The organism is Novosphingobium sp. PASSN1 (genome assembly GCF_002278815.1).
Genome location: NZ_NKIS01000002.1, coordinates 446,360 through 468,428 on the forward strand (window position 1 = coordinate 446,360; position 22,069 = coordinate 468,428).

24 protein-coding genes are annotated in these 22,069 nt (G+C 62.6%); 14 read left to right on the top strand and 10 right to left on the bottom strand.

Annotated features, from left to right (window positions below; all coding sequences use genetic code 11):
• Nucleotides 1-18: 18 nt before the first annotated feature.
• The 3 genes from CFE35_RS04970 to CFE35_RS04980 all read right to left on the bottom strand — a co-directional run bounded on the left by CFE35_RS04970 (nucleotide 19) and on the right by CFE35_RS04980 (nucleotide 3,265).
• Nucleotides 19-345 carry a hypothetical protein gene (locus tag CFE35_RS04970; protein ID WP_292928531.1) on the bottom strand — a complete coding sequence of 109 codons (327 nt, stop codon included), beginning with the start codon at nucleotides 343-345 and terminating at the stop codon, nucleotides 19-21.
• Nucleotides 346-488: 143 nt separating this feature from the next.
• A complete protein-coding gene (clpA, locus tag CFE35_RS04975) occupies nucleotides 489-2,864 on the bottom strand; it encodes an ATP-dependent Clp protease ATP-binding subunit ClpA (RefSeq protein WP_292928533.1) in 2,376 nt (791 codons plus the stop codon).
• A 182-nt stretch (nucleotides 2,865-3,046) separates the two neighbouring features.
• Nucleotides 3,047-3,265 carry a DUF1192 family protein gene (locus CFE35_RS04980; RefSeq protein ID WP_292928535.1) on the bottom strand — a complete coding sequence of 73 codons (219 nt, stop codon included), beginning with the start codon at nucleotides 3,263-3,265 and terminating at the stop codon, nucleotides 3,047-3,049.
• Nucleotides 3,266-3,394: 129 nt separating this feature from the next.
• On the opposite strand from CFE35_RS04980, the gene CFE35_RS04985 reads away from it, so the two are divergent.
• Nucleotides 3,395-4,396 (top strand): NAD(P)H-quinone oxidoreductase, encoded by a 1,002-nt coding sequence (locus tag CFE35_RS04985; protein ID WP_292928871.1) that lies wholly within the window; start codon nucleotides 3,395-3,397, stop codon nucleotides 4,394-4,396.
• A 165-nt stretch (nucleotides 4,397-4,561) separates the two neighbouring features.
• Nucleotides 4,562-5,242: a DUF1013 domain-containing protein gene (locus tag CFE35_RS04990; protein ID WP_292928873.1), complete on the top strand. Its 681-nt coding sequence runs from the start codon at nucleotides 4,562-4,564 to the stop codon at nucleotides 5,240-5,242.
• Between the two features lie 75 nt (nucleotides 5,243-5,317).
• On the opposite strand, the gene CFE35_RS04995 is transcribed toward CFE35_RS04990, so the two are convergent.
• Nucleotides 5,318-5,674 carry a polymer-forming cytoskeletal protein gene (locus CFE35_RS04995; RefSeq protein ID WP_292928537.1) on the bottom strand — a complete coding sequence of 119 codons (357 nt, stop codon included), beginning with the start codon at nucleotides 5,672-5,674 and terminating at the stop codon, nucleotides 5,318-5,320.
• 4 nt (nucleotides 5,675-5,678) lie between these two features.
• On the bottom strand, nucleotides 5,679-6,863 hold the full coding sequence (locus tag CFE35_RS05000; RefSeq protein WP_292928539.1) for a peptidoglycan DD-metalloendopeptidase family protein: 1,185 nt from the start codon (nucleotides 6,861-6,863) through the stop codon (nucleotides 5,679-5,681).
• Between the two features lie 296 nt (nucleotides 6,864-7,159).
• On the opposite strand from CFE35_RS05000, the gene CFE35_RS05005 reads away from it, so the two are divergent.
• From CFE35_RS05005 to CFE35_RS05045, 9 genes are all read left to right on the top strand, one after another.
• Nucleotides 7,160-8,470 carry a glutamate-5-semialdehyde dehydrogenase gene (locus tag CFE35_RS05005; protein WP_292928541.1) on the top strand — a complete coding sequence of 437 codons (1,311 nt, stop codon included), beginning with the start codon at nucleotides 7,160-7,162 and terminating at the stop codon, nucleotides 8,468-8,470.
• Nucleotides 8,434-9,129 carry a nicotinate-nucleotide adenylyltransferase gene (locus CFE35_RS05010; RefSeq protein WP_292928543.1) on the top strand — a complete coding sequence of 232 codons (696 nt, stop codon included), beginning with the start codon at nucleotides 8,434-8,436 and terminating at the stop codon, nucleotides 9,127-9,129. Before CFE35_RS05005 ends, CFE35_RS05010 begins: the two co-directional genes overlap by 37 nt.
• Nucleotides 9,130-9,193: 64 nt before the next feature.
• Complete coding sequence (gene rsfS / locus CFE35_RS05015) at nucleotides 9,194-9,601, top strand: ribosome silencing factor (RefSeq protein ID WP_292928545.1); 408 nt, start codon at nucleotides 9,194-9,196, stop codon at nucleotides 9,599-9,601.
• 74 nt (nucleotides 9,602-9,675) lie between these two features.
• A complete protein-coding gene (locus tag CFE35_RS05020) occupies nucleotides 9,676-10,101 on the top strand; it encodes a 23S rRNA (pseudouridine(1915)-N(3))-methyltransferase RlmH (protein ID WP_292928547.1) in 426 nt (141 codons plus the stop codon).
• A 4-nt stretch (nucleotides 10,102-10,105) separates the two neighbouring features.
• Entirely contained in the window at nucleotides 10,106-11,314 is a 1,209-nt protein-coding gene (locus CFE35_RS05025; protein WP_292928549.1) for a peptidoglycan DD-metalloendopeptidase family protein, read from the top strand.
• Nucleotides 11,315-11,410: 96 nt separating this feature from the next.
• Nucleotides 11,411-12,751, top strand: coding sequence for a S41 family peptidase (locus tag CFE35_RS05030; RefSeq protein ID WP_292928551.1), 1,341 nt, complete (start codon nucleotides 11,411-11,413; stop codon nucleotides 12,749-12,751).
• A gap of 4 nt (nucleotides 12,752-12,755) precedes the next feature.
• The gene (locus CFE35_RS05035; RefSeq protein ID WP_292928553.1) at nucleotides 12,756-13,250 is read left to right on the top strand and encodes a disulfide bond formation protein B; all 495 of its coding nucleotides are present in this window, start codon (nucleotides 12,756-12,758) and stop codon (nucleotides 13,248-13,250) included.
• Nucleotides 13,247-13,759 carry a demethoxyubiquinone hydroxylase family protein gene (locus CFE35_RS05040; RefSeq protein ID WP_292928555.1) on the top strand — a complete coding sequence of 171 codons (513 nt, stop codon included), beginning with the start codon at nucleotides 13,247-13,249 and terminating at the stop codon, nucleotides 13,757-13,759. The genes CFE35_RS05035 and CFE35_RS05040 overlap by 4 nt, the downstream gene beginning before the upstream one ends.
• 100 nt (nucleotides 13,760-13,859) lie before the next feature.
• Nucleotides 13,860-14,450, top strand: coding sequence for a hypothetical protein (locus CFE35_RS05045; RefSeq protein WP_292928557.1), 591 nt, complete (start codon nucleotides 13,860-13,862; stop codon nucleotides 14,448-14,450).
• Between the two features lie 7 nt (nucleotides 14,451-14,457).
• Here CFE35_RS05045 and fabI read toward each other — a convergent pair whose 3' ends face one another.
• From fabI to CFE35_RS05060, 3 genes are read right to left on the bottom strand one after another with little or no spacing between them, the layout of a single operon-like run.
• Entirely contained in the window at nucleotides 14,458-15,291 is an 834-nt protein-coding gene (gene fabI / locus CFE35_RS05050; protein WP_292928559.1) for an enoyl-ACP reductase FabI, read from the bottom strand.
• 13 nt (nucleotides 15,292-15,304) lie between these two features.
• Nucleotides 15,305-16,303, bottom strand: coding sequence for a YihY/virulence factor BrkB family protein (locus tag CFE35_RS05055; RefSeq protein WP_292928561.1), 999 nt, complete (start codon nucleotides 16,301-16,303; stop codon nucleotides 15,305-15,307).
• A 56-nt stretch (nucleotides 16,304-16,359) separates the two neighbouring features.
• The gene (locus CFE35_RS05060; RefSeq protein ID WP_292928563.1) at nucleotides 16,360-17,310 is read right to left on the bottom strand and encodes a DnaJ C-terminal domain-containing protein; all 951 of its coding nucleotides are present in this window, start codon (nucleotides 17,308-17,310) and stop codon (nucleotides 16,360-16,362) included.
• 118 nt (nucleotides 17,311-17,428) lie between these two features.
• On the opposite strand from CFE35_RS05060, the gene pdxH reads away from it, so the two are divergent.
• Together pdxH and CFE35_RS05070 are read left to right on the top strand one after the other, a co-directional pair.
• Nucleotides 17,429-18,040 (top strand): pyridoxamine 5'-phosphate oxidase, encoded by a 612-nt coding sequence (pdxH, locus tag CFE35_RS05065; protein ID WP_292928565.1) that lies wholly within the window; start codon nucleotides 17,429-17,431, stop codon nucleotides 18,038-18,040.
• 19 nt (nucleotides 18,041-18,059) lie between these two features.
• The gene (locus CFE35_RS05070) at nucleotides 18,060-19,058 is read left to right on the top strand and encodes a cation diffusion facilitator family transporter (protein WP_292928567.1); all 999 of its coding nucleotides are present in this window, start codon (nucleotides 18,060-18,062) and stop codon (nucleotides 19,056-19,058) included.
• Here CFE35_RS05070 and CFE35_RS05075 read toward each other — a convergent pair.
• Nucleotides 19,047-20,177 (bottom strand): serine hydrolase, encoded by a 1,131-nt coding sequence (locus tag CFE35_RS05075; RefSeq protein WP_292928569.1) that lies wholly within the window; start codon nucleotides 20,175-20,177, stop codon nucleotides 19,047-19,049. The genes CFE35_RS05070 and CFE35_RS05075 overlap by 12 nt on opposite strands.
• 120 nt (nucleotides 20,178-20,297) lie before the next feature.
• Here CFE35_RS05075 and CFE35_RS05080 point away from each other — a divergent pair, with 120 nt between their 5' ends.
• Nucleotides 20,298-20,582, top strand: coding sequence for a hypothetical protein (locus CFE35_RS05080; protein WP_366557114.1), 285 nt, complete (start codon nucleotides 20,298-20,300; stop codon nucleotides 20,580-20,582).
• Nucleotides 20,583-20,586: 4 nt separating this feature from the next.
• Here the strand turns inward: CFE35_RS05080 and mnmA are convergent, their stop codons facing one another.
• Complete coding sequence (gene mnmA / locus CFE35_RS05085; protein WP_292928571.1) at nucleotides 20,587-21,807, bottom strand: tRNA 2-thiouridine(34) synthase MnmA; 1,221 nt, start codon at nucleotides 21,805-21,807, stop codon at nucleotides 20,587-20,589.
• Nucleotides 21,808-22,069 lie beyond the last annotated feature (262 nt).

A 22,069-nucleotide genomic window follows, 5' to 3' on the forward strand; every position in this document is an offset into this window, starting at 1 on the left:
GGAATTGGGGAAGGCTGTTTAGTCGACCAATGTCGGCGCGGTTTCTGATGTGATCGCGAGACATCCTTGCGTCACGTAGAAATACGATGTTCCAGCGCCTTTGGCGACATTCCAGAACTGTACGTTCCCTGGGCCATGGTTGTCAGCCATTTCGGTCAAGTCCGCAATCATGTTCACGGCTGTTACATCCGAGAAGTGAACTGTGAGTGGGACGCGTTCCGGTGCCTGATAGCTTGGATATGCCATCAGGCAGACCGTGACCGTCCGTTCAGCCGGATCAATCTCGACAGACCGTACTTGCGAGTCATGACCCGACATTTCGTCAGAATAAAGCAAATCGAGCATTAGCATGGTCCGCGATGAGGACAGCTACAACGGCTTGTGGTGCAACCAACCTTAATGATGCAATCCAGTTTGGTTGGAAGGAAAGGGCAGCAATGGATGATTGCCGCCCTCTCTTCTTTCCAGACTAGCTTTGCATGCGGAACTCAAGCCTCGTCGGCGTTCGGTTCCTCTGCCGTGGCTGATCCGCCCTTGCCCTTGCGCGCCTTCTTTTTGACCAGTTTCGGCGCAGCCGGAGTCAGTTCGAAGGAGAGCGCGGTGTCCTTGCCCTCCTCTTCCTTGAGGCTGACGTGGACCTCGCCGCCATTGGCGAGCTTCCCGAACAGCAGCTCCTCGGCCAGCGGCTTTTTTACCTTCTCCTGGATTACGCGGCCCATCGGGCGCGCGCCATAAAGCCGGTCATAGCCCTGCTTGGCGAGCCAGGCGCGCGCATCGCTGTCGAACTGGATGTGCACGTTCTGGTCGGCCAGCTGGAGTTCGAGCTGGAGAATGAACTTGTCGACCACGCGGCTGACGACTTCGGGCGGCAGGTAGGCGAAGGGCACGATGGCATCGAGCCGGTTGCGGAATTCCGGCGAGAACATCTTCTTCACCGCTTCGTCACCCGCATCCGCCTTGGACACGTCGCCGAAGCCGATGCCTTGGCGTGCCATGTCCGAAGCGCCGGCATTGGTGGTCATCACGAGCACGACATTGCGGAAATCGACTGTCTTGCCGTGGTGATCGGTGAGCCGGCCGTTGTCCATCACCTGCAGCAGGATGTTGAACAGATCGGGGTGCGCTTTTTCGATCTCGTCGAGCAGCAGCACGCAATGCGGCTGCTGGTCGATGGCATCGGTGAGCAGACCGCCCTGATCGAACCCGACATAGCCCGGCGGCGCACCGATCAGGCGGCTGATCGAATGGCGCTCCATGTATTCGGACATGTCGAAGCGCTGCAGCGGGATGCCCATGATCTGGGCAAGGCTGCGAGCCACTTCGGTCTTGCCGACGCCGGTAGGGCCGCTGAACAGGAACGAGCCGATGGGCTTGTCCGGATCGCGCAGGCCAGCCCGGCTGAGCTTCATCGCGCTCGCCAGCACTTCGATGGCCTTGTCCTGTCCGAACACCAGCCGCTTCAGATCGCGGTCGAGATGTTCGAGCACCTTCTTGTCATCGCTGGAGACCGATTTGGGCGGGATGCGCGCCATCGTCGCGATGACCTGCTCGATCTCGCGCGCGGTGATGATCTTCTTGCGCTTGGAAGGCGGCACCAGCATCTGCATCGCGCCGACTTCGTCGATCACGTCGATGGCCTTGTCCGGCAGCTTGCGATCATTGATGTAGCGCGCCGAAAGCTCGACAGCCGTCTTGATCGCATCCGGCGTGTAACGGACCTTGTGGTGTTCCTCGAAGGCCGTGCGCAGGCCCTTGAGGATCTTGATCGTGTCCTCGATGGTCGGCTCGTTCACGTCGATCTTCTGGAACCGGCGCAGCAGCGCGCGGTCTTTCTCGAAGTGATTGCGAAATTCCTTGTAGGTGGTCGAACCGATGCAACGGATCGTGCCGCCCGAAAGCGCAGGCTTGAGCAGGTTCGATGCATCCATCGCCCCGCCGCTGGTGGCGCCAGCGCCGATCACGGTGTGGATTTCATCGATGAACAGGATAGCGTGCGGCATTTTCTCAAGCTCCGAAACAACCTGCTTGAGCCGTTCCTCGAAATCGCCGCGATAGCGCGTGCCAGCCAGAAGTGCGCCCATGTCGAGCGAATAGATCACCGCTTCGTTCAGCACTTCAGGAACGTCGCCCTCGACGATCTTGCGAGCGAGCCCTTCGGCGATCGCAGTCTTGCCCACGCCGGGATCGCCGACATAGAGCGGATTGTTCTTGGAGCGGCGGCAGAGGATCTGGATGGTGCGGTCGACTTCGGGGCCGCGACCGATCAGAGGGTCAACCTTTCCGCTCAGTGCTTTCTCGTTGAGATTGACCGTGAACTGATCGAGCGCGGAATCCTTCTTCGCGCCGCCCTTGGGTTCGGCCTTTTCCTCTTGCTGCGGCTGCGCTTCCTCACTGCCCTTGGGGCTGCGGCTTTCGACCTGGCGACCGCCCTTGCCGATGCCGTGGCTGATGAAGCTCACCGCGTCGAGGCGGCTCATGTCCTGCTGCTGCAGGAAATAGACCGCGTAGGAATCGCGTTCGGAGAACAAGGCGACCAGAACGTTGGCGCCTGTCACTGTGTCCTTGCCCGAAGACTGGACATGCAGGATGGCCCGCTGGATCACGCGCTGGAATCCGGCGGTTGGCTGCGGATCCGCCTTGTCCTGTGTCTTGAGCGACTGGTATTCCTGATCGAGATACTGCCGAACCACCTCACCAAGATCGCCCAGATCGACGCCGCAGGCCTGCATGACTTGCGCTGCGTCCGGATCATCGATCAAGGCCAGCAGGAGATGCTCCAGAGTCGCATACTCATGGCTGCGCTCCGATGCGTTACTGAGCGCAGAATGCAGCGTTTTCTCAAGGCTTTGCGCGAAACTGGGCATGGCAGTTCTTTCTTTTCGGCCGGAATAGCCGATCGAGGCTGGTTCCCTTGCGGGAGATGGACAGGCTTGTGTTCAACCGGGCCTAAGCCGCGACTTCGCACAAGATACACCTCGCCGGGACAACGACCCGACGCGATTGGCAATATGGGTGTGCCGCCCCCGAACGTGAAGGGCGGCCGGCATCACGATCCACTGCCCTCAGGTGAGGACGCACCAAACAACGCTTCCGCAGCCTTGCGATGGGCAGCTGCCTTGTCGCGATGGGCCGCGACGCGAAGGAGCTCGGCTTCAAGCAAGGCGATGCGCTCGTTCAGTTCGTGGTTCGAATACGTGTCGAGCGACTCCAGCGCCAGTTGGCTGGCCAAATCACCTCTTGGGCGCGGGCGCTCGTCGAGTTCCATAGACAGGCACTTTGTGGCCGCTAGAGCCTTGCTGTCAACCGGCTCCGTAGGTACTTGGCGCAGCGAACTGTCTACCAGTTCTCGGCGAAATCAGATACCGCCGAACTGCATCTGATCAGGGGGCATGGCATGAAGCCGGTACCAGCGACAATGACCGCCATCGGCTTTGATACACCCGGCGGGCCGGATGTGCTTCGGCCTGAGATTTTGCCTGTGCCAACACCCGGTTCGGGCCAGGTTCTGGTTCGGGTGGCCTGTGCGGGGGTCAATCGGCCTGACGTCATTCAGCGCCAGGGCTTCTACCCGCCGCCGCCTGGTGCTTCACCTGTTCCCGGCCTCGAGATTGCTGGTCAGGTTGTGGCTACTGGAGCAGGCGTCACATCGCCATTCCTCGGTCAGATTGTTTGCGCGTTGGTCGCAGGTGGCGGATACGCCGAGTATTGCCTTGCGGAAGCGGCACTATGCCTTCCCGTGCCGGAAGGGCTGCCGCTTGATCAGGCAGCAGCACTGCCGGAAACACTGTTCACCGTCTGGCATAATGTGTTCGAGCGCGGCTGGGCCACCGAAGGCGAGCGTGTTCTCGTTCATGGCGGTACCAGCGGAATCGGCACAATGGCGATCCTGCTTGGCAAGCTCTTCGGCCTCGAGGTGCTTGTGACATGCGGAGGCCCCGAAAAATGCGCAGCTGCTCTGGCACTCGGTGCTGCACACGCGATCGACTACAAGGCGAGTGACTTTGTCGCCGAGGTGGCCCGAATCACTGGAGGCCTAGGTGTTCACCTCGTACTCGACATGGTTGCAGGTGATTACGTCGCGCGCAATCTCAAGTGCCTCACCGACGATGGTCGGCATGTTACGATCGCGGTGCAGGGTGGTGTTCGGGCCGAGATCAACATGGCCGAGGTCATGCGGCGACGGATCACTCTGACTGGCTCGACGCTTCGACCCAGATCAAATGAATTCAAAGGTTTGTTGGCTGACGAGATCCACCAGACTGTCTGGCCGCTGGTGATTGATGGCCAACTTCGGCCCGTGATGGATGTGGCATTCCCTCTGCATGAGGCGGCCGCAGCCCATGCGCGGATGGAAGCCGGAACGCATGTCGGCAAGATTGTACTGACTGTCGCGTAATCGGCGAATCAGGGCTCTTCGCGGCGCTGGCAACCGGAATAGGCTTGCCGTCAGGCGCTGGCTCGCCTACATCTTGGGCAAGATGGCCGCTCCGCAAGGGGCGGCCCTTATTGTTTCTGCTGTCCGGAGAAGCTCCCCTTGAGCAACCAGCCCACCTATCCGCTGATGCCGCATGCTACGGCGTCGTGGCTTGTCGACAACACCGCGCTGACGTTCGAGCAGATTGCCGATTTTTGCGGTCTGCACATCCTCGAAGTTCAGGCGATGGCCGATGATCTGGCGGGCGCCAAGTATACGGGCCGCGATCCGGTGCATTCGGGTGAATTGACTCAGGGCGAGATCGAGCGTGGGCAAGCCAATGCCGATTACCGCCTGCGGATGCAAAAGGCGCCGATCTCGGTCAGCCGCACCAAAGGACCACGCTATACGCCAGTGTCCAAGCGGCAGGACAAGCCGGATGGCATCGCATGGATCCTGCGTAATCATCCCGAGATTTCGGACGCTCAGGTTGGCAAGCTCATCGGTACGACCCGCAACACGATTGCTGCGATCCGCGACCGCAGTCATTGGAACATTTCCAATATCAACCCGAAGGACCCGGTGACGCTAGGTCTGTGCTCGCAGCGAGAGCTCGATGCGCTTGTCGCCAAGGCAGCAAAGCGGGCCGGCATCGAAGAAGATGATACCGCCAGCAATCTCCGGCTCGGCAACGATCGTGAGGCCCTGATTGAAGAGCTTCGCGCCGAGCGCGATGCTCATGCCAAGGCGGCATCGCAGGCCGCGCAGGAAGCAGAAGCCGCAGCCTGGCTTGAGGCGCGCCGCGCAGAAGGTTTGTCCGACAGCTGAGTGTTTTTGATTTCGCGGCCTTGAACGGGCCGCGATGTATTCCAGAACCCCTCCCCCTCGGGAGGGGTTTTTTGTTTAGCTGACGAGTGTCAGTGAGGCTTCCGTTTCGATGGACGCCAAGCCATGGCTCAACCGGCCATCGATATGCGCACCCTGCTCGATGGTCAGAACGTCATACTTCACGTCGCCTTCGATCCGCGCGGTCTTGAGCACGACGAGTTGGGAAACCTCGATCCCGCCGCGCACGGTTCCAGCCAGCCGAGCCGTCTGGGCACGGATTGCGCCATGGATCGCACTCGATTCGCCCTGCACCAAGCCAGCGCAGGTAATGTCTCCCTCCACATTGCCATCGATATGCAGTTCGGCGCTGGCGGTTATGTCGCCCTTGATCGTCAGATCGGCTCCCAGAACCGAAAAGGTGGGTGCAGCCATGGCGCTAGCCTGTGCGGCCGACCGGGCGGACGCGTCCGTTCCCGGAGCTTGCTTCTTGGAAAACATGCGGCATCGCCTCCAGAAACGGGCGCGGATCGACCGGACGGTCGCTGATTCGCACCTCAAAATGCAAATGGGGGCCCGTGGATCGGCCGGTATTGCCGATAGCCCCGATCACAGCGCCCGGGCCGACACTTTCGCCAACACGTGCTGCAATCCGCGACATATGGGCGTAGCGCGTCAAAAGGCCGTTGCCGTGGCTGATTTCGACGCAATTTCCATACCCTTGCCTCACACCGGTGAAGCTCACGCTTCCGGCCGCTGCAGCAAGGATTGGCGCGCCGATCGGCCCGCGAAAATCAAGGCCGGCATGAAACGCACCGCCGCCGGTGAAGGGATCGACGCGATAGCCGAAGCCGCTGGAGATATACTCCAGACTGGCGGGTAGCGTGTTGGGAATCCGCACCAGCGCCTGTTCCATTGCGTTCATGCGCGCAAGGCTGGCGCCAAATCTGGCGAAGCGCGGATCGAGCGTGTTGCCCGGCCCGGTCATCATCGGAATGAGTGGCCCGCCCATCGCCTTGCGGTCGGACACGGCAATCGTCGCCGGGTTCAGGCCGAGGCGGCGGATCGCGGTTTCCGCCCGAGCCGCGCGGATATCAGCGAAGCGTGTGAGCGCCTCGATGAAGGCCAGTTGGCGGGCCTCCACTTGCGCCAGCCCGGTCGCTTCCGGAAGGATCATCGATATCTTGCGGACAGTTTTGCCTGCTTCTTCCGTGCTGTCTGAAACCGTGCCGGAGGGCGCCGTGCGCGGCAGTGGTCCGATTGCGCCTTCTACGCTCTTCTCAATGAAGTCCTGGCGTTTGGCGAGGTCGCTGGCCACTGTGCCAAGTCCTGAGCGATATTGCGCGACCCGGCTTTCAGCCGTTGCAACAGCGGCTTCCCGTTCAAGCAGCGAGACCTGATTGTAGGCGGCGATAGCTTGGCCGATGACCATCCACGCCATCATGGCCGCCCACAGGAAGATAGCGCCTGCGATGGCACCGGCCACCCGCATCTGGAACTGTGCCGAAAGGCGAATGAAGCGCACGTGGCCGTTCGAGCGCATGAAGAACTCGCGGTCGGGAAACCAGCCCCGCACCCGTTCCACAAGCGCGCGCCGACCCGATGACAGGCGACCGCCAGCCACCGGCGGATCCGCCTTGGTCCGAGTTTTGCCTGGCAGGATAGCGACCCCCGTCTTTTTGCGCTGATTGTCGTTCTGCGCGAGCGCGCCGCTTAGTCTCGTGCCGCGCCGGGGTCGAATCATGACGGTGAAACGCGGGATGAATCGTGCGCTCACGGCGATGAACGGTGATGTGGTCGTGATTTACCGCAGGATTTTCCCTTGCGAATCGGGGGCTGCGTTGGCGGTCAGAAGCCAGTATTGACGACTCGCTGGGCATTCAGGCTGACAGTTTAAACGCGCGCTGGTATTGGCGGGCCATGAACACTCTCGTTTCTCCCGTTTCCGCTGATGCAGTCATCCCCGCGCGCGGCGCGATAGGCGATGTTGCCGCTGTTGTTGAAAGACTTGCTCGCGAAGGCCGTGCCGCCCAGCGTGAGCTTGCCCGGATGACGTCCGAGGCGCGGGCCAGTGCATTGCGCTTCGCAGCTGAAGCGTTGCGGGATGCGGCGCCTATCATTCTGGAGGCCAATGCACAGGATGTCGCTGATGGCGTGGCTGCAGGCCTGTCTTCAGCTATGGTTGACCGGCTCAAGCTCGATTCTGCGCGAATCGAGGCCATTGCTGCTACGGTTGCGCAGGTCGCTTCGCTCGATGATCCCGTCGGACAGGTGATGGACGAGACCCATCGGCCCAACGGCATGACGCTGCGCCGGGTGCGCGTACCGATCGGTCTGATCGGAATCATTTACGAAAGCCGCCCGAACGTGACCGCAGATGCTGCTGCGTTGTGCGTGCGTTCTGGCAATGCCGCTTTGCTGCGCGGCGGGAGTGAAGCGGTTCGATCCAACAGCGCGATCCATTCCGCCTTGGTTGCAGGACTGGTGGCGGGCGGGGTGCCTGCTGCAGCCGTGCAACTGATGCCAACGCAGGACCGTGCCGCGGTCGGCGCGATGCTGGCCGCTGCCGGGCTGATCGACATGATCGTACCGCGCGGTGGCAAGAGCCTCGTGGCGCGGGTGCAGGCCGATGCCCGGGTGCCGGTGCTCGCGCATCTCGACGGGATCAACCACACGTTCGTTGATCGGGCCGCTGATCCGGCCATGGCGCGGGACATTGCCCTCAACGCGAAAATGCGCCGCACGGGCGTATGCGGGGCCATGGAAACCCTGCTGGTGGACGCCTTGTTTCCCGATCCGCAGGGGCTGGTCGCACCCTTGCTCGATGCGGGGTGCGAACTGCGCGGCGATGCGCGGGCTTGCGCCATCGACTTCCGCATTGCACCTGCCGATGCGGACGACTGGGATACCGAATATCTCGATGCCGTTCTTTCGGTGGCAGTGGTCGATGGCCTTGACGGCGCGCTGTCGCATATCGCGACGCATGCCTCCGGGCATACCGATGCGATCGTGACCGATGATTCGGATGCAGCTGCGCGGTTCCTGTCCGAAGTCGATAGCGCCATCGTGATGCACAACGCTTCCAGCCAGTTTGCCGATGGCGGTGAATTCGGATTGGGGGCCGAAATCGGCATTGCCACAGGGCGATTGCACGCACGTGGGCCAGTCGCTTTGGAGGGTTTGACCACTTACAAGTGGCTGGTCCTGGGTTCCGGGCAGGTCCGCCCCTGAAACCTGTCCTTACCGGACTGCTCGGCGGCAGCTTCAATCCGGCGCATGGTGCGCATCGCCGGATCAGTCTGTTTGTGCGTGATGCACTCGCGCTGGACGAAGTATGGTGGTTGGTATCGCCCGGCAATGTGCTCAAGCCAGCCGCCGGTATGGCGCCTTTGCCTGCACGGTATGCTTCGGCCCGCCAAATGGCGCGTCGTGCCCCGATCCGGGTCACCGCGATCGAGGCGGAGCTGGGAACGCGCTACACCATCGATACCTTGCGGCAGTTGAAGCGTCGTTATCCCCGTCGCCGCTTCGTGTGGTTGATGGGAACAGACAATCTTGCGCAGTTCCATCGCTGGCGCGGATGGCGCCGCATTGCGTATGAGATGCCGATTGCTGTTGTGGCTCGTCCGGGGTATGATGCAAAGGCGATGGCGAGCCCTGCCATGGCTTGGCTGCACCGCTGGCGTCGGCGGCACAGCCAGAATTTGATCGGCGCAAAGCGGAGCGCCCCGGCGCTGGTCATATTGCGTTTCGATCCTGATGCCCGATCGGCCACGGCCATCCGCGCCGCCGATCCGGAGTGGTATCGTCGCTATGAACGCACCTCACAGCATGACATGCTGACCCATCGCCTCATTGCGGCGGCTGCACCAAAGGCAGCAATGCGATGAGCATGCCACTCATCTTGAACCGGAAGTCATCAGATTGTCAGCCACGGAGACCAATTGCACGCCCATGACAAGCATACAGCCCCTGCCGGCCGATGCCGGCACCACCCCCAGTTCCGCTTCTGCCCCGCTTTCGGCGGAGCCCGGCTCGCTGCTCGATCTGGTGCTACGTTCACTTGACGATGATCAGGCGCAGGAAGTCGTGGCTATCCCGCTTGAGGGCAAGAGCTCTGTTGCCGATCACATGGTGATCGCTTCGGGCCGATCGACCCGTCAGGTTGCCGCAATGGCGCAGAAGCTGGCGGAGCGCATCAAGCAAGGCGGGTTTGGCCACGTCCGCATCGAAGGTTTGCCAGCGGCGGACTGGGTTTTGATTGATGCTGGCGATATCGTCGTTCACGTGTTCAGGCCCGAAGTGCGCAGTTTCTACAACCTTGAGCGGATGTGGGCTTTTGGCGATCAGGGTGCAGCCTGACGTTTGCTGTTTCGCTCCACAGGTCCGGGTAGGCAGGGATTCATTGCGTCGCCATTCTGCGCTAGGGCGAAGCCATGCAGTTGCACGTGATCGCCCGCGGAAAGATTGGCCGCTCGCCTGAAGCCGAGCTGGTTGAACGCTATGCACGGCGTATTTCGTGGGGCTTCAAGGTCACCGAATTGCCGGACCGCGGCGGAACATTTCCGCCTCCTGCGCCAACCCCTTGCCGCGTTGTGGCACTCGATGAACGCGGCGAGCAACTGACCTCGACTGCCTTTGCTGCCCTCCTTGGCCGTTGGCGCGATGATGGCGTGCGCGAAGCGCGCTTCCTCATCGGAGCGGCCGATGGCCATGACGCAGAGCTGAGAGAGAAGGCTGATGTCCTGCTTGCTTTTGGGGCCGCCACCTGGCCGCACATGCTTGCTCGCGCGATGCTCGTCGAACAACTCTGGCGTGCGACGAGCATCCTCTCCGGCCACCCTTATCATCGCGATGGCTAAAGTCATGACGTCGCAGAAGGCGTTCTTTGCCATTACCTTGGCGCTCGTTGGCTTGGCGGGTTGGCAGAGCCTCGCGCAGGATGCGCCATTTGAAAGCGCCGATCAGGCTGGCGACGCCCTGCGTGCGGCGACAAGGGCATTGGCAGAGGCGCGGCAACGCGGTGACGCACTTGAGGACGCCGCTCGCCGCGCAACGGCAGCTGCAGATCGAACTGCCAGTGAAGCGGCGGCAGTGGCGGCGCGCATCCAGCAATCCGAGGCCGAGATCCTGCTCGCACAGGCGCAAATTGCGGCGATCGACCGGCAGCGTGCGGCCTTGCGTCTGCGTATTGCCGCGCGGCAGGAGCCTGTCGTGCGCCTCACCGCCGCCTTGCAGCTAATGTCTCGCCGCCCGCTTGTATTCAGCCTGATGCGTGCAGATACCTTGCGTGAGACGGTCTACTTGCGCGCAGTGCTTGAGACGATGCTGCCTGAAGTCCAGCGCCGTACCGCCGGTCTTCGGTCCGAGATTGAGCGGGGGCGGCAATTGCAGGACAGAGCACGGCGTGCCGCACGCGATCTCAAGGCGAGCGAGCAGGCGCTTGATCAACGCCGACAACAACTTGCGGCACTGGAAAGCCGCCAGCGCATTGCTTCGCGTAGTGCGCAAGGCATCGCCAGCCGGGAAGCCGATCGAGCTTTGGCCTTGGCTGAAGACGCCCGCGATATCACCGCACTGATCGAGCGTTTGCGCGCGGATGGGGCGTTGCGCAGCCAATTGGCGGCACTGCCTGGGCCAGTACCAAGGCCCGATCGCCCCGGTTCGTTGCTGGTTATCGATGAAGCGGCACCGGCTCAGATATCGGGGGCCGGGCTGTCATGGATCATGCCGGTGAGCGGCCGCATCATCTCCGGCTTTGGCGATGCGGTTGGCAGTGCGCGCGCAATGGGCGTTACGCTTGCTCCCGCAGCTGGAGCGCAGGTGATTGCGCCAGCTGCCGGCAGAGTCGCGTTTGCGGGCGATTACCGTGGTTACGGGCGCATCGTGATCATTGATCACGATGGCGGCTGGACCTCGCTGGTTACCAATCTTGGTCGGCTGAATGTCGCGGTGACGGCGCGCGTTGTTCAAGGCTCGCCGATTGGACTGGCTGGTCCCGGTCGGCCTACCGTGACGATCGAATTGCGCAAGGACGGGACGCCGGTCAACCCGCTGGCCCTAGCCGTCCCGTGATTGCCCTTTTTGCATGGCGCGGGCCCATCTGGCGTTAATTGTCCCGGCCCTATAGAAGCAGCTTCAAGGCTCTGCACTCTCTGCCGAAAGACGGTCATGTCGTTCAAGTTCGCTTCTCTGTTTCGCGCCGCTGCGCTCGTCAGCGCGGTTGCGCTCATCCCGGTGGCAACTGCCGGGCTCGCCGCCGTCGATGCCCGGTCAGGCCCGGAGTTCAGCAAGCTCATGGCGGTCTACGAGCGGATCAAGACGAGCTATGTCGAGCCGGTGGATGACGACAAGCTGATCAAGGGCGCGATCAACGGGATGCTTGCGGCGCTAGATCCCCACAGTTCCTATCTCGATGCCCGCGATTTCGAGAACCTGCGCACGCAGACCGATGGCTCCTACGGCGGTCTCGGCCTTTCCGTCACCATGGATGACGGTGCGGTCAAGGTCATTGCCCCGACCAAAGGCAGCCCCGCTGATGCCGCCGGGGTCAAGGCGGGTGACTACATCACGCACATCAACGGTAAGCTGATCTATGGCGGCACACTCGATGAAGCCGTGGACCAGATGCGCGGTGCACCGGGCACGACGATCAGCCTGACCTTGTTCCGTTCGGGCCGCGATGAACCGATTGATGTTAAGATCACGCGCCAGATCATCGAACTCAAGCCTGTCGACTGGAAGGTTGAGGGCAATGTCGGCGTGATTTCGGTTTCCAGCTTCAGTGCCAACGTGGGCAGTGAAGTGCTCGATGCATTCCAGCAGATCAAGACCAAGGCTGGAGGCCGCATCAAAGGATTGGTGCTGGATCTTCGAGGCAATCCGGGGGGCTTGCTCGATCAGGCGGTCGCGCTGTCCGATCTGTTCCTTGATCACGGCGTGATCGTCTCGCAGCGCGGCCGCTATCCGCGCGATAACGAGACTTATTCTGCCGAATCGATGACCCGGGGTGATATCGCCAAGGGCGTTCCGTTGATCGTATTGATCAACGAAGGTTCGGCTTCGGCGTCAGAGATTGTCGCCGGGGCGCTGCAGGATCAGCACCGCGCTGTGCTGATGGGCCAGCGCAGCTTCGGCAAGGGTAGCGTGCAAACGCTCATGCCGCTGACGCGTGACACGGCCCTGAAGCTCACGACCGCTCGATACTACACGCCTTCCGGGCGTTCGGTGCAGGAGGGTGGTATCGATCCGGATATCGCCGTGCCGCAGATTTCGGATCCCGATCTGCGCAAGCGCGCTCAGAAGTTCTATCGCGAAAGCGACCTGCGCGGGCATCTGATCAACGAGATCAAGGATGACAAGGATCTGGAACGCGACAAGGTCCAGGATCCGCGTTTCAAGATGACGCCTGAGGAACTCAAGGCCAAAGGCATCGACGACTTCCAGCTGTACTACGCTATGCAGACGTTGGGGCGGACCACGCCTCAGGCGCTGGCCGCACGCAAGCCCTGAAATCATGACCAAGTTGGAAGACATTTCCGCAGACAAGGCCTATCTGGTTGCGCTCGCCGTGCCAGCCGGATTGATCCTGGCAGTTTATGTGGCGCAATATGGCTTTGGCCTTGCGCCGTGCGAGATGTGCTGGTGGCAGCGTTACCCGCATTTTGCCGCCATCGCGCTGGCCGCAAGCGCTTTGGCAATGCGCCGGACCCGGATGGGTGAAGCACTGGTCCGGCTTGCGGCGCTGGCGATTGCGATCAGCGGCCTGATCGGTGCCTTTCATGCCGGCGTCGAGTACGGCTGGTGGCAAGGGCTGACGGCGTGTTCGTCCACCACCCTTGGCAATGATCCACTTGCGTCGATCATGAATGCCCCGCTCATCCGCTGCGATACGCCCGCCTGGACATTGTTTGGCGTGAGCCTGGCGGGGTTTAATTTTGTGATTTCGGTTGCCAGCGCCACGCTTGTTCTGGTGGTGCTCGGCCGTGGCGGCAAAGGATCGGGACGATGACGGAAACGCGCGAGGCGATGCTGCGAGTCAATCAGGCTGGCGAATTCGGTGCGATCCGGATCTATGCGGGGCAGTTGGCGGTTATGGGCGATCGTTCTCCGCTTTCGGGTGAGATCGCGGCGATGGCCCAGCAGGAAGCAGCGCACCGGGAGCGTTTCGATGCGTTGCTCGTGCAGCGCGGGGTGCGCCCCACGATATTGCAGCCGGTCTGGTCGGCAGCAGGATTTGCACTTGGCGCAGCAACCGCGCTGATCGGGCCTGAGGCGGCTATGGCCTGCACCGCTGCGATCGAGACCGAGATCGACCGCCACTATACCGAGCAACTCGAGGTATTGGGCGACGAGGACCCGGAGCTGGCCGGGATGATTCGTGAATTCCGCGATGATGAACGCGAACATCGCGACACCGCGCTGGCCTCCGGCGCAGAGCGGGCACCGGCCTATCCGCTTCTCTTCAATGCAATCCGCATGGGTTGCCGGGTGGCGATTGCCGTATCCAAGCGCATCTGATTGCGCTTGGGTTGATCCACCGCAAGGCATCCACTTCAGCTATCGTTCACCCCGCCCAAGCCTTATATCAAAGCGCCCGATCCCAGCTGGAGCCCTTGCAATGAAACGCTCATCCACCGCAGCCGCACTTTTCGCCGCGGTGCTTGCCACGGTGCTTCCAGCCGCAGTGCAGGCGCAGGAAAACCCGGCCGAAAAGATCAACCAGCTGATCGTCTATGGCGATGATCCGTGTCCGGCATCAACGGACGGGGCCATCACCGTCTGCGCCCGCAAGGATGAGGAGGAGCGGTTCCGCATTCCCAAGCCTCTGCGTGACAACCCCAACGCTTCGGTCAACCAGGGCTGGACCCAGCGGGTGAAGGCTTACGAGACCGTTGGTGCAACGGGCGTGAATTCGTGCTCACCCATCGGCGCTGGCGGCGCAACCGGCTGCATGGCGCAGCTCATCAACAGCGCTTATTCGGAAAAGAAGCAGGCCAGCGATGTGCAGTTCGGCAAGTTGATCGAGGAAGAGCGCGCGCGGCGCCTTCAGACGATCGACGCAGACACTGCAGCCGAGCAGGCCCGGGTCGAAGTGCTCGAAAAGGAGTACGAGGCACGGCTGAAGCGCGAGCGGGATGCCGAAGCCGCGCCGCCAACAGCAGCGACGTCCGCTCCCGCCGCCCCCTTGGCAGCGCCCCCTCAGCCCTGACGGCTTCTCAGCCCAGGGCGATATCCGGGGCGTCTTCCTGCTTCATGCCCACGGTATGGTAACCGGAATCGACGTGGTGTACTTCGCCGGTCACACCGGAAGCCAGATCTGAAAGCAGGTAGAGCCCGGCTCCGCCGACATCGTCGATCGTGACATTGCGGCGCAGCGGCGCGTTGAGCTCGTTCCACTTGAGGATATAGCGAAAATCGCCGATTCCGCTGGCTGCAAGTGTCTTGATCGGTCCGGCTGACAGTGCGTTGACCCTGATGCCCTGCGGCCCGCAATCGTTCGCCAGATAGCGCACGCTGGCCTCAAGCGCCGCCTTCGCTACGCCCATCACGTTGTAGTGCGGCACGACCTTCTCGGCACCGTAGTACGTCAGCGTCAGGATCGAGCCGCCGCCGGTCACTACGCCGTTTTCATCGTTAGCCACGGGCATCATCGCAGCGGCACGGCGGGTGACGGCCACCATGCTGAAGACCGAAATATTCATGGTCATCAGGAAGTTGTCCAATGACGTGTCCATGAACTTGCCGCGCAGCTCGTTCTTGTCCGAAAATCCGATCGCATGGACCAGAAAGTCGATCGTCGGCCAGCGCGCCGCCAGCGTATCAAACGCAGTATCAAGCGCGGCCATGTCAGACACATCGCATTCGATGAGGAAATCGCTGTCGAGGCTTGCCGCGAGCGGGCGAACACGCTTCTCGAGCGCCTCACCCTGATAGGAAAATGCGAGCTCCGCACCCTGTTCACGCAACTTCCGGGCAATACCCCATGCGAGCGACTTGTCATTTGCGAGACCCATGATCAGGCCGCGCTTTCCTTCCATTAGTCCCGTCATGCGACCTCTTGCTTCACTGGTCCCGTTGCATATGCCCGGCCTCGCGCTGTTTCCTCGCGCGCGTCCGGTCGTCTGCCTGGCCTACCACATCCTGTTCCTCGGGCGTTTCCGCCAAGGCAGCGTTGAGTTCGGCTCCTACAACCATCCCTAGGCCAATCAGCCAAAAAAAGAAAAGCGCGATCATCACACCGGCCAGGCTGCCATACGTCAGATCATACATAAAAAGATGTCTCAGCAGCTTGGGCAGCACCGTGGTGACGATCAGCCACCAAAGCGTGACGAAGAGGGCGCCCGGCCATTTCGGGTAGATTCTGGAACTGTAGGCGCCCGGGGTCAGCGAGATGAACAGCAGCCACAGCGAGCCGAACAGGACAAACGCCGGTATGATGCGCGATAGCGCCAGCGTGTCGATCAAGCTGGTTGCTCGCGGCAGGAACGTGGTGACCGTTTCCATGACCGTCCCGATCACAACCTGAGCCGCAATCGAGAGCAGGATGAGTACGACCGAGGCGATGATGAGACCGGTCGACATCAATCGGTAGCGCCAGAATGCATACGCCATCCCTGTCCCATAGGCGCGGCGCAGGATATCGCGGATCGTCTCGACCAGACTGCCGACTGTCCAGAGGCCCACGAGGCCACCAATCCACAGCAGTCCGCCGGTTCGCGCTTCAATCACGGCGTGGGCAACCGGCGACAGCACGTTGGCAACAACAGGCGGCAGCGCCATCAGCACTGTGTTGACCGCTGCGGTCCGGTCATTCGCCTCGCCGACCAGAGAAAACAGTGCTGCGCCGGTGATGAAAAACGGAAACAGCGCGATGAGCACCATGTAGGCGAAGTTGCCCGCATGGATCGTGCCGTCATGGATCACGCCGGTCCACACACGGCGCAGCACTTCCCGCGAACGGAGTTCCAGCGCGCGGCGACCGCCTGCGCCGGCGGTGCCCGGTCGTTGCGCCAAAGCGGCCCGCCGCCGCGCCTCAGGTGAAAGATCAGTCAGGGGGTTCATGGGTGTTCGGCGGGGCCGGGCGGCATCCGGGGGAGGGGGCGTCGCCGACCAATGTGCTAGACCCCGAAGCGGGCGCGCAGGTCGCGGCTGTCGCGCCAGCCGTCGAGGCGCGCCTTGAGATCGGCATCCTCGGCGGGAACATCCACCATCAGGGTGACCAGCTGATCCCCGCGCTCGCCATTCTTGCGCGTGAAGCCGCGGCCCTTGAGTCGCAGCGTCTTGCCGCTGGTGCTGCCCTGGGCGATGGTCATCATCACCGCCCCTTCAACAGTCGGTATGCGCACTTTAGCACCCGAGATCGCTTCGTCGAGGCTGATTGGCACTTCAAGCCGAATGTTATCTCCCTCGCGCTCGAAATACGGGCTGGGCTGGATCTCGATTGTCACGATCGCATCCCCAAACCCGCCCGGGCCAGCTTCACCTTTGCCACCGAGGCGAACTTGTTGCCCATCCATCAGCCCTGCCGGAAGCTTGAGGTCGATGGTCTTGCCATCGGCCAGCGTCACGCGCTGTGGCTCGCGCCGGGCGGCTTCGTTGAAAGGGACTTTGAGAGTGTATGTCACGTTGGCGCCGCGTGGTGCCTGACGCCTGCGCGCCCCTGGTCCGGCACCGCCGCCCATGCCGCCACGTCCTCCAAACAGGCCTTCGAAAATGTCGCCCAGGTCAACACCTTCACTGCCGCCCTGGCCGAAGCCCTCAAACCCGTCGTGCCGATAGCCGCGCTGCGCCCCGCCAAATCCACCACCCGCGCCGCCGCCGCCGCCGAACCCGAAGGGGCCAGCAGGATTGCCCTCTGCATCGATTTCGCCGCGATCGAACCGGGCGCGCTTGTCCTTGTCGGACAGCAGGTCATAGGCTTGCGTCACCTCGGCGAAGCGTTCCGCCGCGTTGGGCTTTCCGGCGTTGCGATCGGGGTGCAGTTCCTTGGCCAGCGTGCGATAGGCGGACTTGATGTCCTTTTCGCTAGCCGTGCGGGGTACGCCGAGGATGGAATAAGGGTCTGCCATATCCTCTAGCTAGGGTCGCACCGGCTAACCCGCAAGGCTCGCTTTGCACCAGGGTTGCACTGGGCTAGGGCGAACCGCGACACATGGTGTGTAATCAGGAACAGGCAGGACCCCAGCCATGGCCACCGATACGAACGAGTACGCCATTCCCGCGTCCGACCCCTTCGCCATTTTCGAAACCTGGTTCGCCGAAGCCAGGGCCAGCGAGCCCAACGATCCGAACGCCATGGCACTCGCGACAGCCACCCCCGGTGCTGCGCCTTCGGTGCGCATGGTCCTGCTCAAGGGCCATGGCCCTGATGGCTTTGTGTTCTACACGAACTTCGAAAGCCGCAAGGGCGGTGAGCTGGCGGCCAATCCGCAGGTCGCGCTGCTGTTTCACTGGAAGAGCCTGCGCCGGCAGGTGCGGATCGAAGGTACGATCAAGGAAGTGACACCGGATGAGGCTGATGCCTATTTCGCCAGCCGCCATCCTGAATCGCGGTTCGGCTCGGCAGCTTCGGACCAATCGCGCCCGCTGCCTTCGCGTGATGTCTATATGGAGCGGGTGGAAGCTCTCCGCGCGCAGTATCCCGATGGATCCATCCCGCGCCCTGCGCATTGGTCGGGATACCGCGTTACGCCCCATGCGATCGAGTTCTGGCAGGATCGGGAATTCCGCCTCCACGAACGTCGCCGCTTTACGCACATCGACAGCAGCGGATGGACCAGTTCGCTGCTCTATCCCTGAGCAATAGCAAGGTTTCAGGATGGATATGACCCGCAGCCCTGATCACGGCGATCTCAATCGCCGGGCGGCCTACGCCAGCATCGCCGTGGCGTCGCTGCTGCTGGGGATGAAGGGCTATGCCGTCGTCACCACCGGCTCCACCGCGATGCTCGGCAGCCTTGCCGATACCGGGCTCGATCTGGTCGCCAGTCTGGCGACTTTGCTCGGCGTGTGGATCGGCGCACAGCCCGCTGATGCCAACCACCGCTTCGGCCACGGCAAGGCCGAGGCGCTCGCGGCGATGTTCCAGGTCGTGCTGATCTCGTTTTCTGCGCTTGGTCTGGCGTGGCGTGCGGTCGAGGAGTTCCTTGGTGGCGGACGCCCTGCCGATGCGGAAGCTGGCATGGTGGTTTCGCTTGTCGCGATTGGTGCAACGTTCCTGTTGCTCGGCTATCAGCGCCGGGTGATCCGGGCGACCGGGAGCCTCGCGATCGCCACGGACAACCTCCACTATTCGTCCGACCTCGTGCTCAACCTCGCGGTCATCGCAGCGCTGGCGCTCGATCACTGGCTCGGGCTTTCAGGTGCGGACGCCGTGTTCGCATTCGGCATTGCGCTCTGGCTCGGTTGGGGCGCGTGGAGCGCATCGCAGGCGGCAATCGAGCAGTTGATGGATCACGAATGGCCGCTCGAAAAGCGCGAGCGTTTCCTGGCGGTCGTGGCTGAGCACTCCGAACTCAAGGGCCTGCATGATTTGCGCACCCGCACCAGCGGCAACCGCGATTTCGTGCAGTTCCACGTCTGGGTCGATGGCCGCATGACGGTGACCGAAGCGCACCGGGTGATGGACGAGATCGAGGACAAGCTGCTCGAAGCGTTTCCCGGTGTGGAAATCCTGATTCACCCGGATCCCGATGGCCACGTCGATGAGGCCGCTCTCGGCTCGCACGATCTGCTTGCGCCCGCGCCCGATGGCTCAAGCCCGGCACTGCGGGTGCAAGGCGGCCCTTCTTCGAATCCGGCAGTTTCAGGCGCCTGACGGAAACATCGCCACAAGTTCGCCCAGCCGCGCCGTAACGGGATCAAGCCGATCCTCCTGCGTCTTGCCCAACCGGACCACGACCAGCCGCCGCGAGGGCGATACCAGCACATATTGCCCGAGATGGCCGAGGCAGGCGAACAGATCGCGGGGGCCACGATCCGGAAACAGGGCGGGCTTGCCGCTGGTCGGCGTGCGATTGAGCCAGATCTGTGCCCCATACTGTGCCTCGCGCGGGGAAGGCGTTACCATGAAGTCGATCCATTGCCGCGGCACCAGCTGCGCCCCGGCCACCGCACCGCGATTGCGCAGGAATTCGCCAAATCGGGCCCAATCCCGCGCTGTGCCGTGGATCAGGCTGCCGCCGATCAGCGTGCCCGAAGCGTCGAACTCTGGGAGCATCGAGCGCATGCCGATCGGTTCGAACAGGCGCGTGCGCAGGTATTCCGAAACGGCCCGGCGGCGGCTTTCCGGATCGGGGGCCGGTGCCAGCACGCGCGCCGCCAGATCGGCCAGGATCACGCTGGTCGCACTCGAATAGACCCACTTGCGGCCTGCCTCGTACTGCAGGGGCTGGTCCTCCGCATAGCGGGCCATGTCGCCGCGCCCATCGAGGAACAGCATGCGCACTTCGTCCGATTTCCAGGGCGGTGAGATGGCCTCGCCATGGCGCAGGCCCGAACGCATTTGGAGAAGTTGGCGCAGCGTGATTTCGCCGCGCGGATCGCCCGGGCGCTGCCAAGCCGGGATCGGTGCCGATTCGTCCAGCCGCAGCCTGCCATCCGAAATGAGCATCCCGATCATTACACCGGTGATCGACTTGGCCATCGACCAGCTCACGAACCGGGTATTCTCGTGATAGCCGGAGGCATAGCGTTCGGCGAGCACGCGCCCGCCCTGCATCACGACAACAGCGCGGGTTTCTGACTCATCTTCTTCGCTGAAGAGCCTATCGACTCGCCGCGCAAGCTCTTCACGCGGCACGCCAGGATCTTTGACCACCGCCTTCAGTGCCTCGGCGGGCAGCGGCGGAGGTGCAGGCGGCGCGGCAGGGCTGCAGCTGATGAGGGCTGGCACAAGCGCGAGCGGAGCGATAAGGGCAAGAAAGTAGCGGGCCATGTGGCGGCCAGCTTTTCTCCAGATCGACCTGGCATTGCAATGGCGAAACCGGCTGCATTCCCGAAACTTGCTTCCCAACGTGGCCAACCGCGCCGTGGCCGTCTGTTCTGGGCCCTGATCGTGATCGCCGTTCTGGTTGGGGCAGGGGTGTTCGTCTGGCCGCAAGTGCGTGGCTACGCGGTGACCGGCGTGTCCTACGGGGCTCGGGTGGCCTGCTCGTGCCGCTTCGTCGGCGGTCGGCCGATAGGCGATTGCCGCAAGGATTTCGAGCCGGGGATGCAGCTCATCACCCTGTCGGAAGATCCTTCCGCCCGCAGCGTGACCGCGCGGTTCCCGCTGATTGCCCGGCAGACGGCAACATATCGCGAAGGTTGGGGCTGCGTGCTGGAGCCGTGGAACGACTGACGCGCTATGGCGCGTCGGTCCAGGGCACCGTTTCTTCGATCCAGCCGCCGCCAACCACGCGCTCTCCGGCATAGATAACCGCTGCCTGTCCCGGCGCCACGCCGAATTCTGCCTGATTGAAGCGGATGGTGCACGAAGCCCCGCCGCCCAACCCACCTTCGATCGTGATCGGCACAGGCTTGGCCAGCGACCGGACCTTGGCGGTGAGCATGACATCTTCAGACATTGGCCCGATCCGGTTCGTATCACCCAGCCGCGCAGCACTGACGGCGAGCATGGCCTTGGGGCCGACCAGAACGCGCCGGGCTGGTGCATCGAGTGCGGTGACATAGAGTGGCTCGCTCTGTCCGCCGATCTCAAGCCCGCGACGCTGTCCGACCGTGTAATGGATCACCCCGCGATGGGTGCCCAGAACTTCGCCGCTGGCAGCATGAACGATTTCGCCCGGTGCAGAACCTTCCGGCCGCATCTTCGTGACGATCGCGGCATAATCGCCATCGGGCACAAAGCAGATGTCCTGGCTGTCCGGCTTGGCAGCTACACCAAGGCCCAGCGCCGCCGCCATGGCGCGCACTTCCGGCTTGGGCAGGCTGCCCAGCGGAAAGCGGAGAAACGCGAGCTGTTCCTCGTTGGTGCCGTAGAGGAAGTATGACTGGTCGCGCGCTGGATCGATCGCGCGGTGAAGCTCGGGACCATGCGCTGCCACAATCCGCTGCACATAGTGCCCTGTTGCGAGGCAGTCCGCACCAAGGTCGCGTGCCATGTTGAGCAAGTCGGTAAACTTGGGTCCCATGTTGCAGCGGATGCACGGGATCGGAGTCCGTCCGGCAAGATAGTCGTCAGCGAAACGATCGACGACATCTTCGCGGAAGCGCGACTCATGGTCGAATACGTAGTGCGCTATGCCCAACCGGTCGGCGACAGCACGGGCATCGCGGATGTCGTCACCGGCGCAGCACGCGCCCTTGCGTCCGGTCGCAGCGCCATAATCATAAAGCTGAAGCGTGACGCCAATGACTTCGGCACCGCTCCTTGCCGCGATCCCGGCAACGACCGAGCTGTCGACCCCGCCAGACATGGCGACGACGATTCGTTTCGCGGACTTGCCGGCCGGGAGCGCAAAAAGTTCGGCGGCTTCGCCTTCACCAAGCGATAGCCCCGAGGCAGGTTCAGAGGCTGCGTGCCCGGCAGCAGATGCCCCGTCAGAGGCCGAGATACTATGCATTCCGGTCTCATAGGGCCTTTCTTGCGCAAGCGGCAGGCTAAAAAGGCGGTCGTGCCACTCGGTCCATTTTGGTCAAAACCTAACCTTTGGTGAAGACGAGCTTTACCCTCCTTTATAGGACTGTGGACTAGAGCCCTCCGCATGGAGATGAGCTTTTCCGATTCACGGCCCCCGGTGCCGGCCGATTCTAGCCCCGGGCTGCGACCGCTCGGCTGGCGCGAGCTTTGTGCGCGGCTCGTCGCGGCGCATGACACCCGCGGCG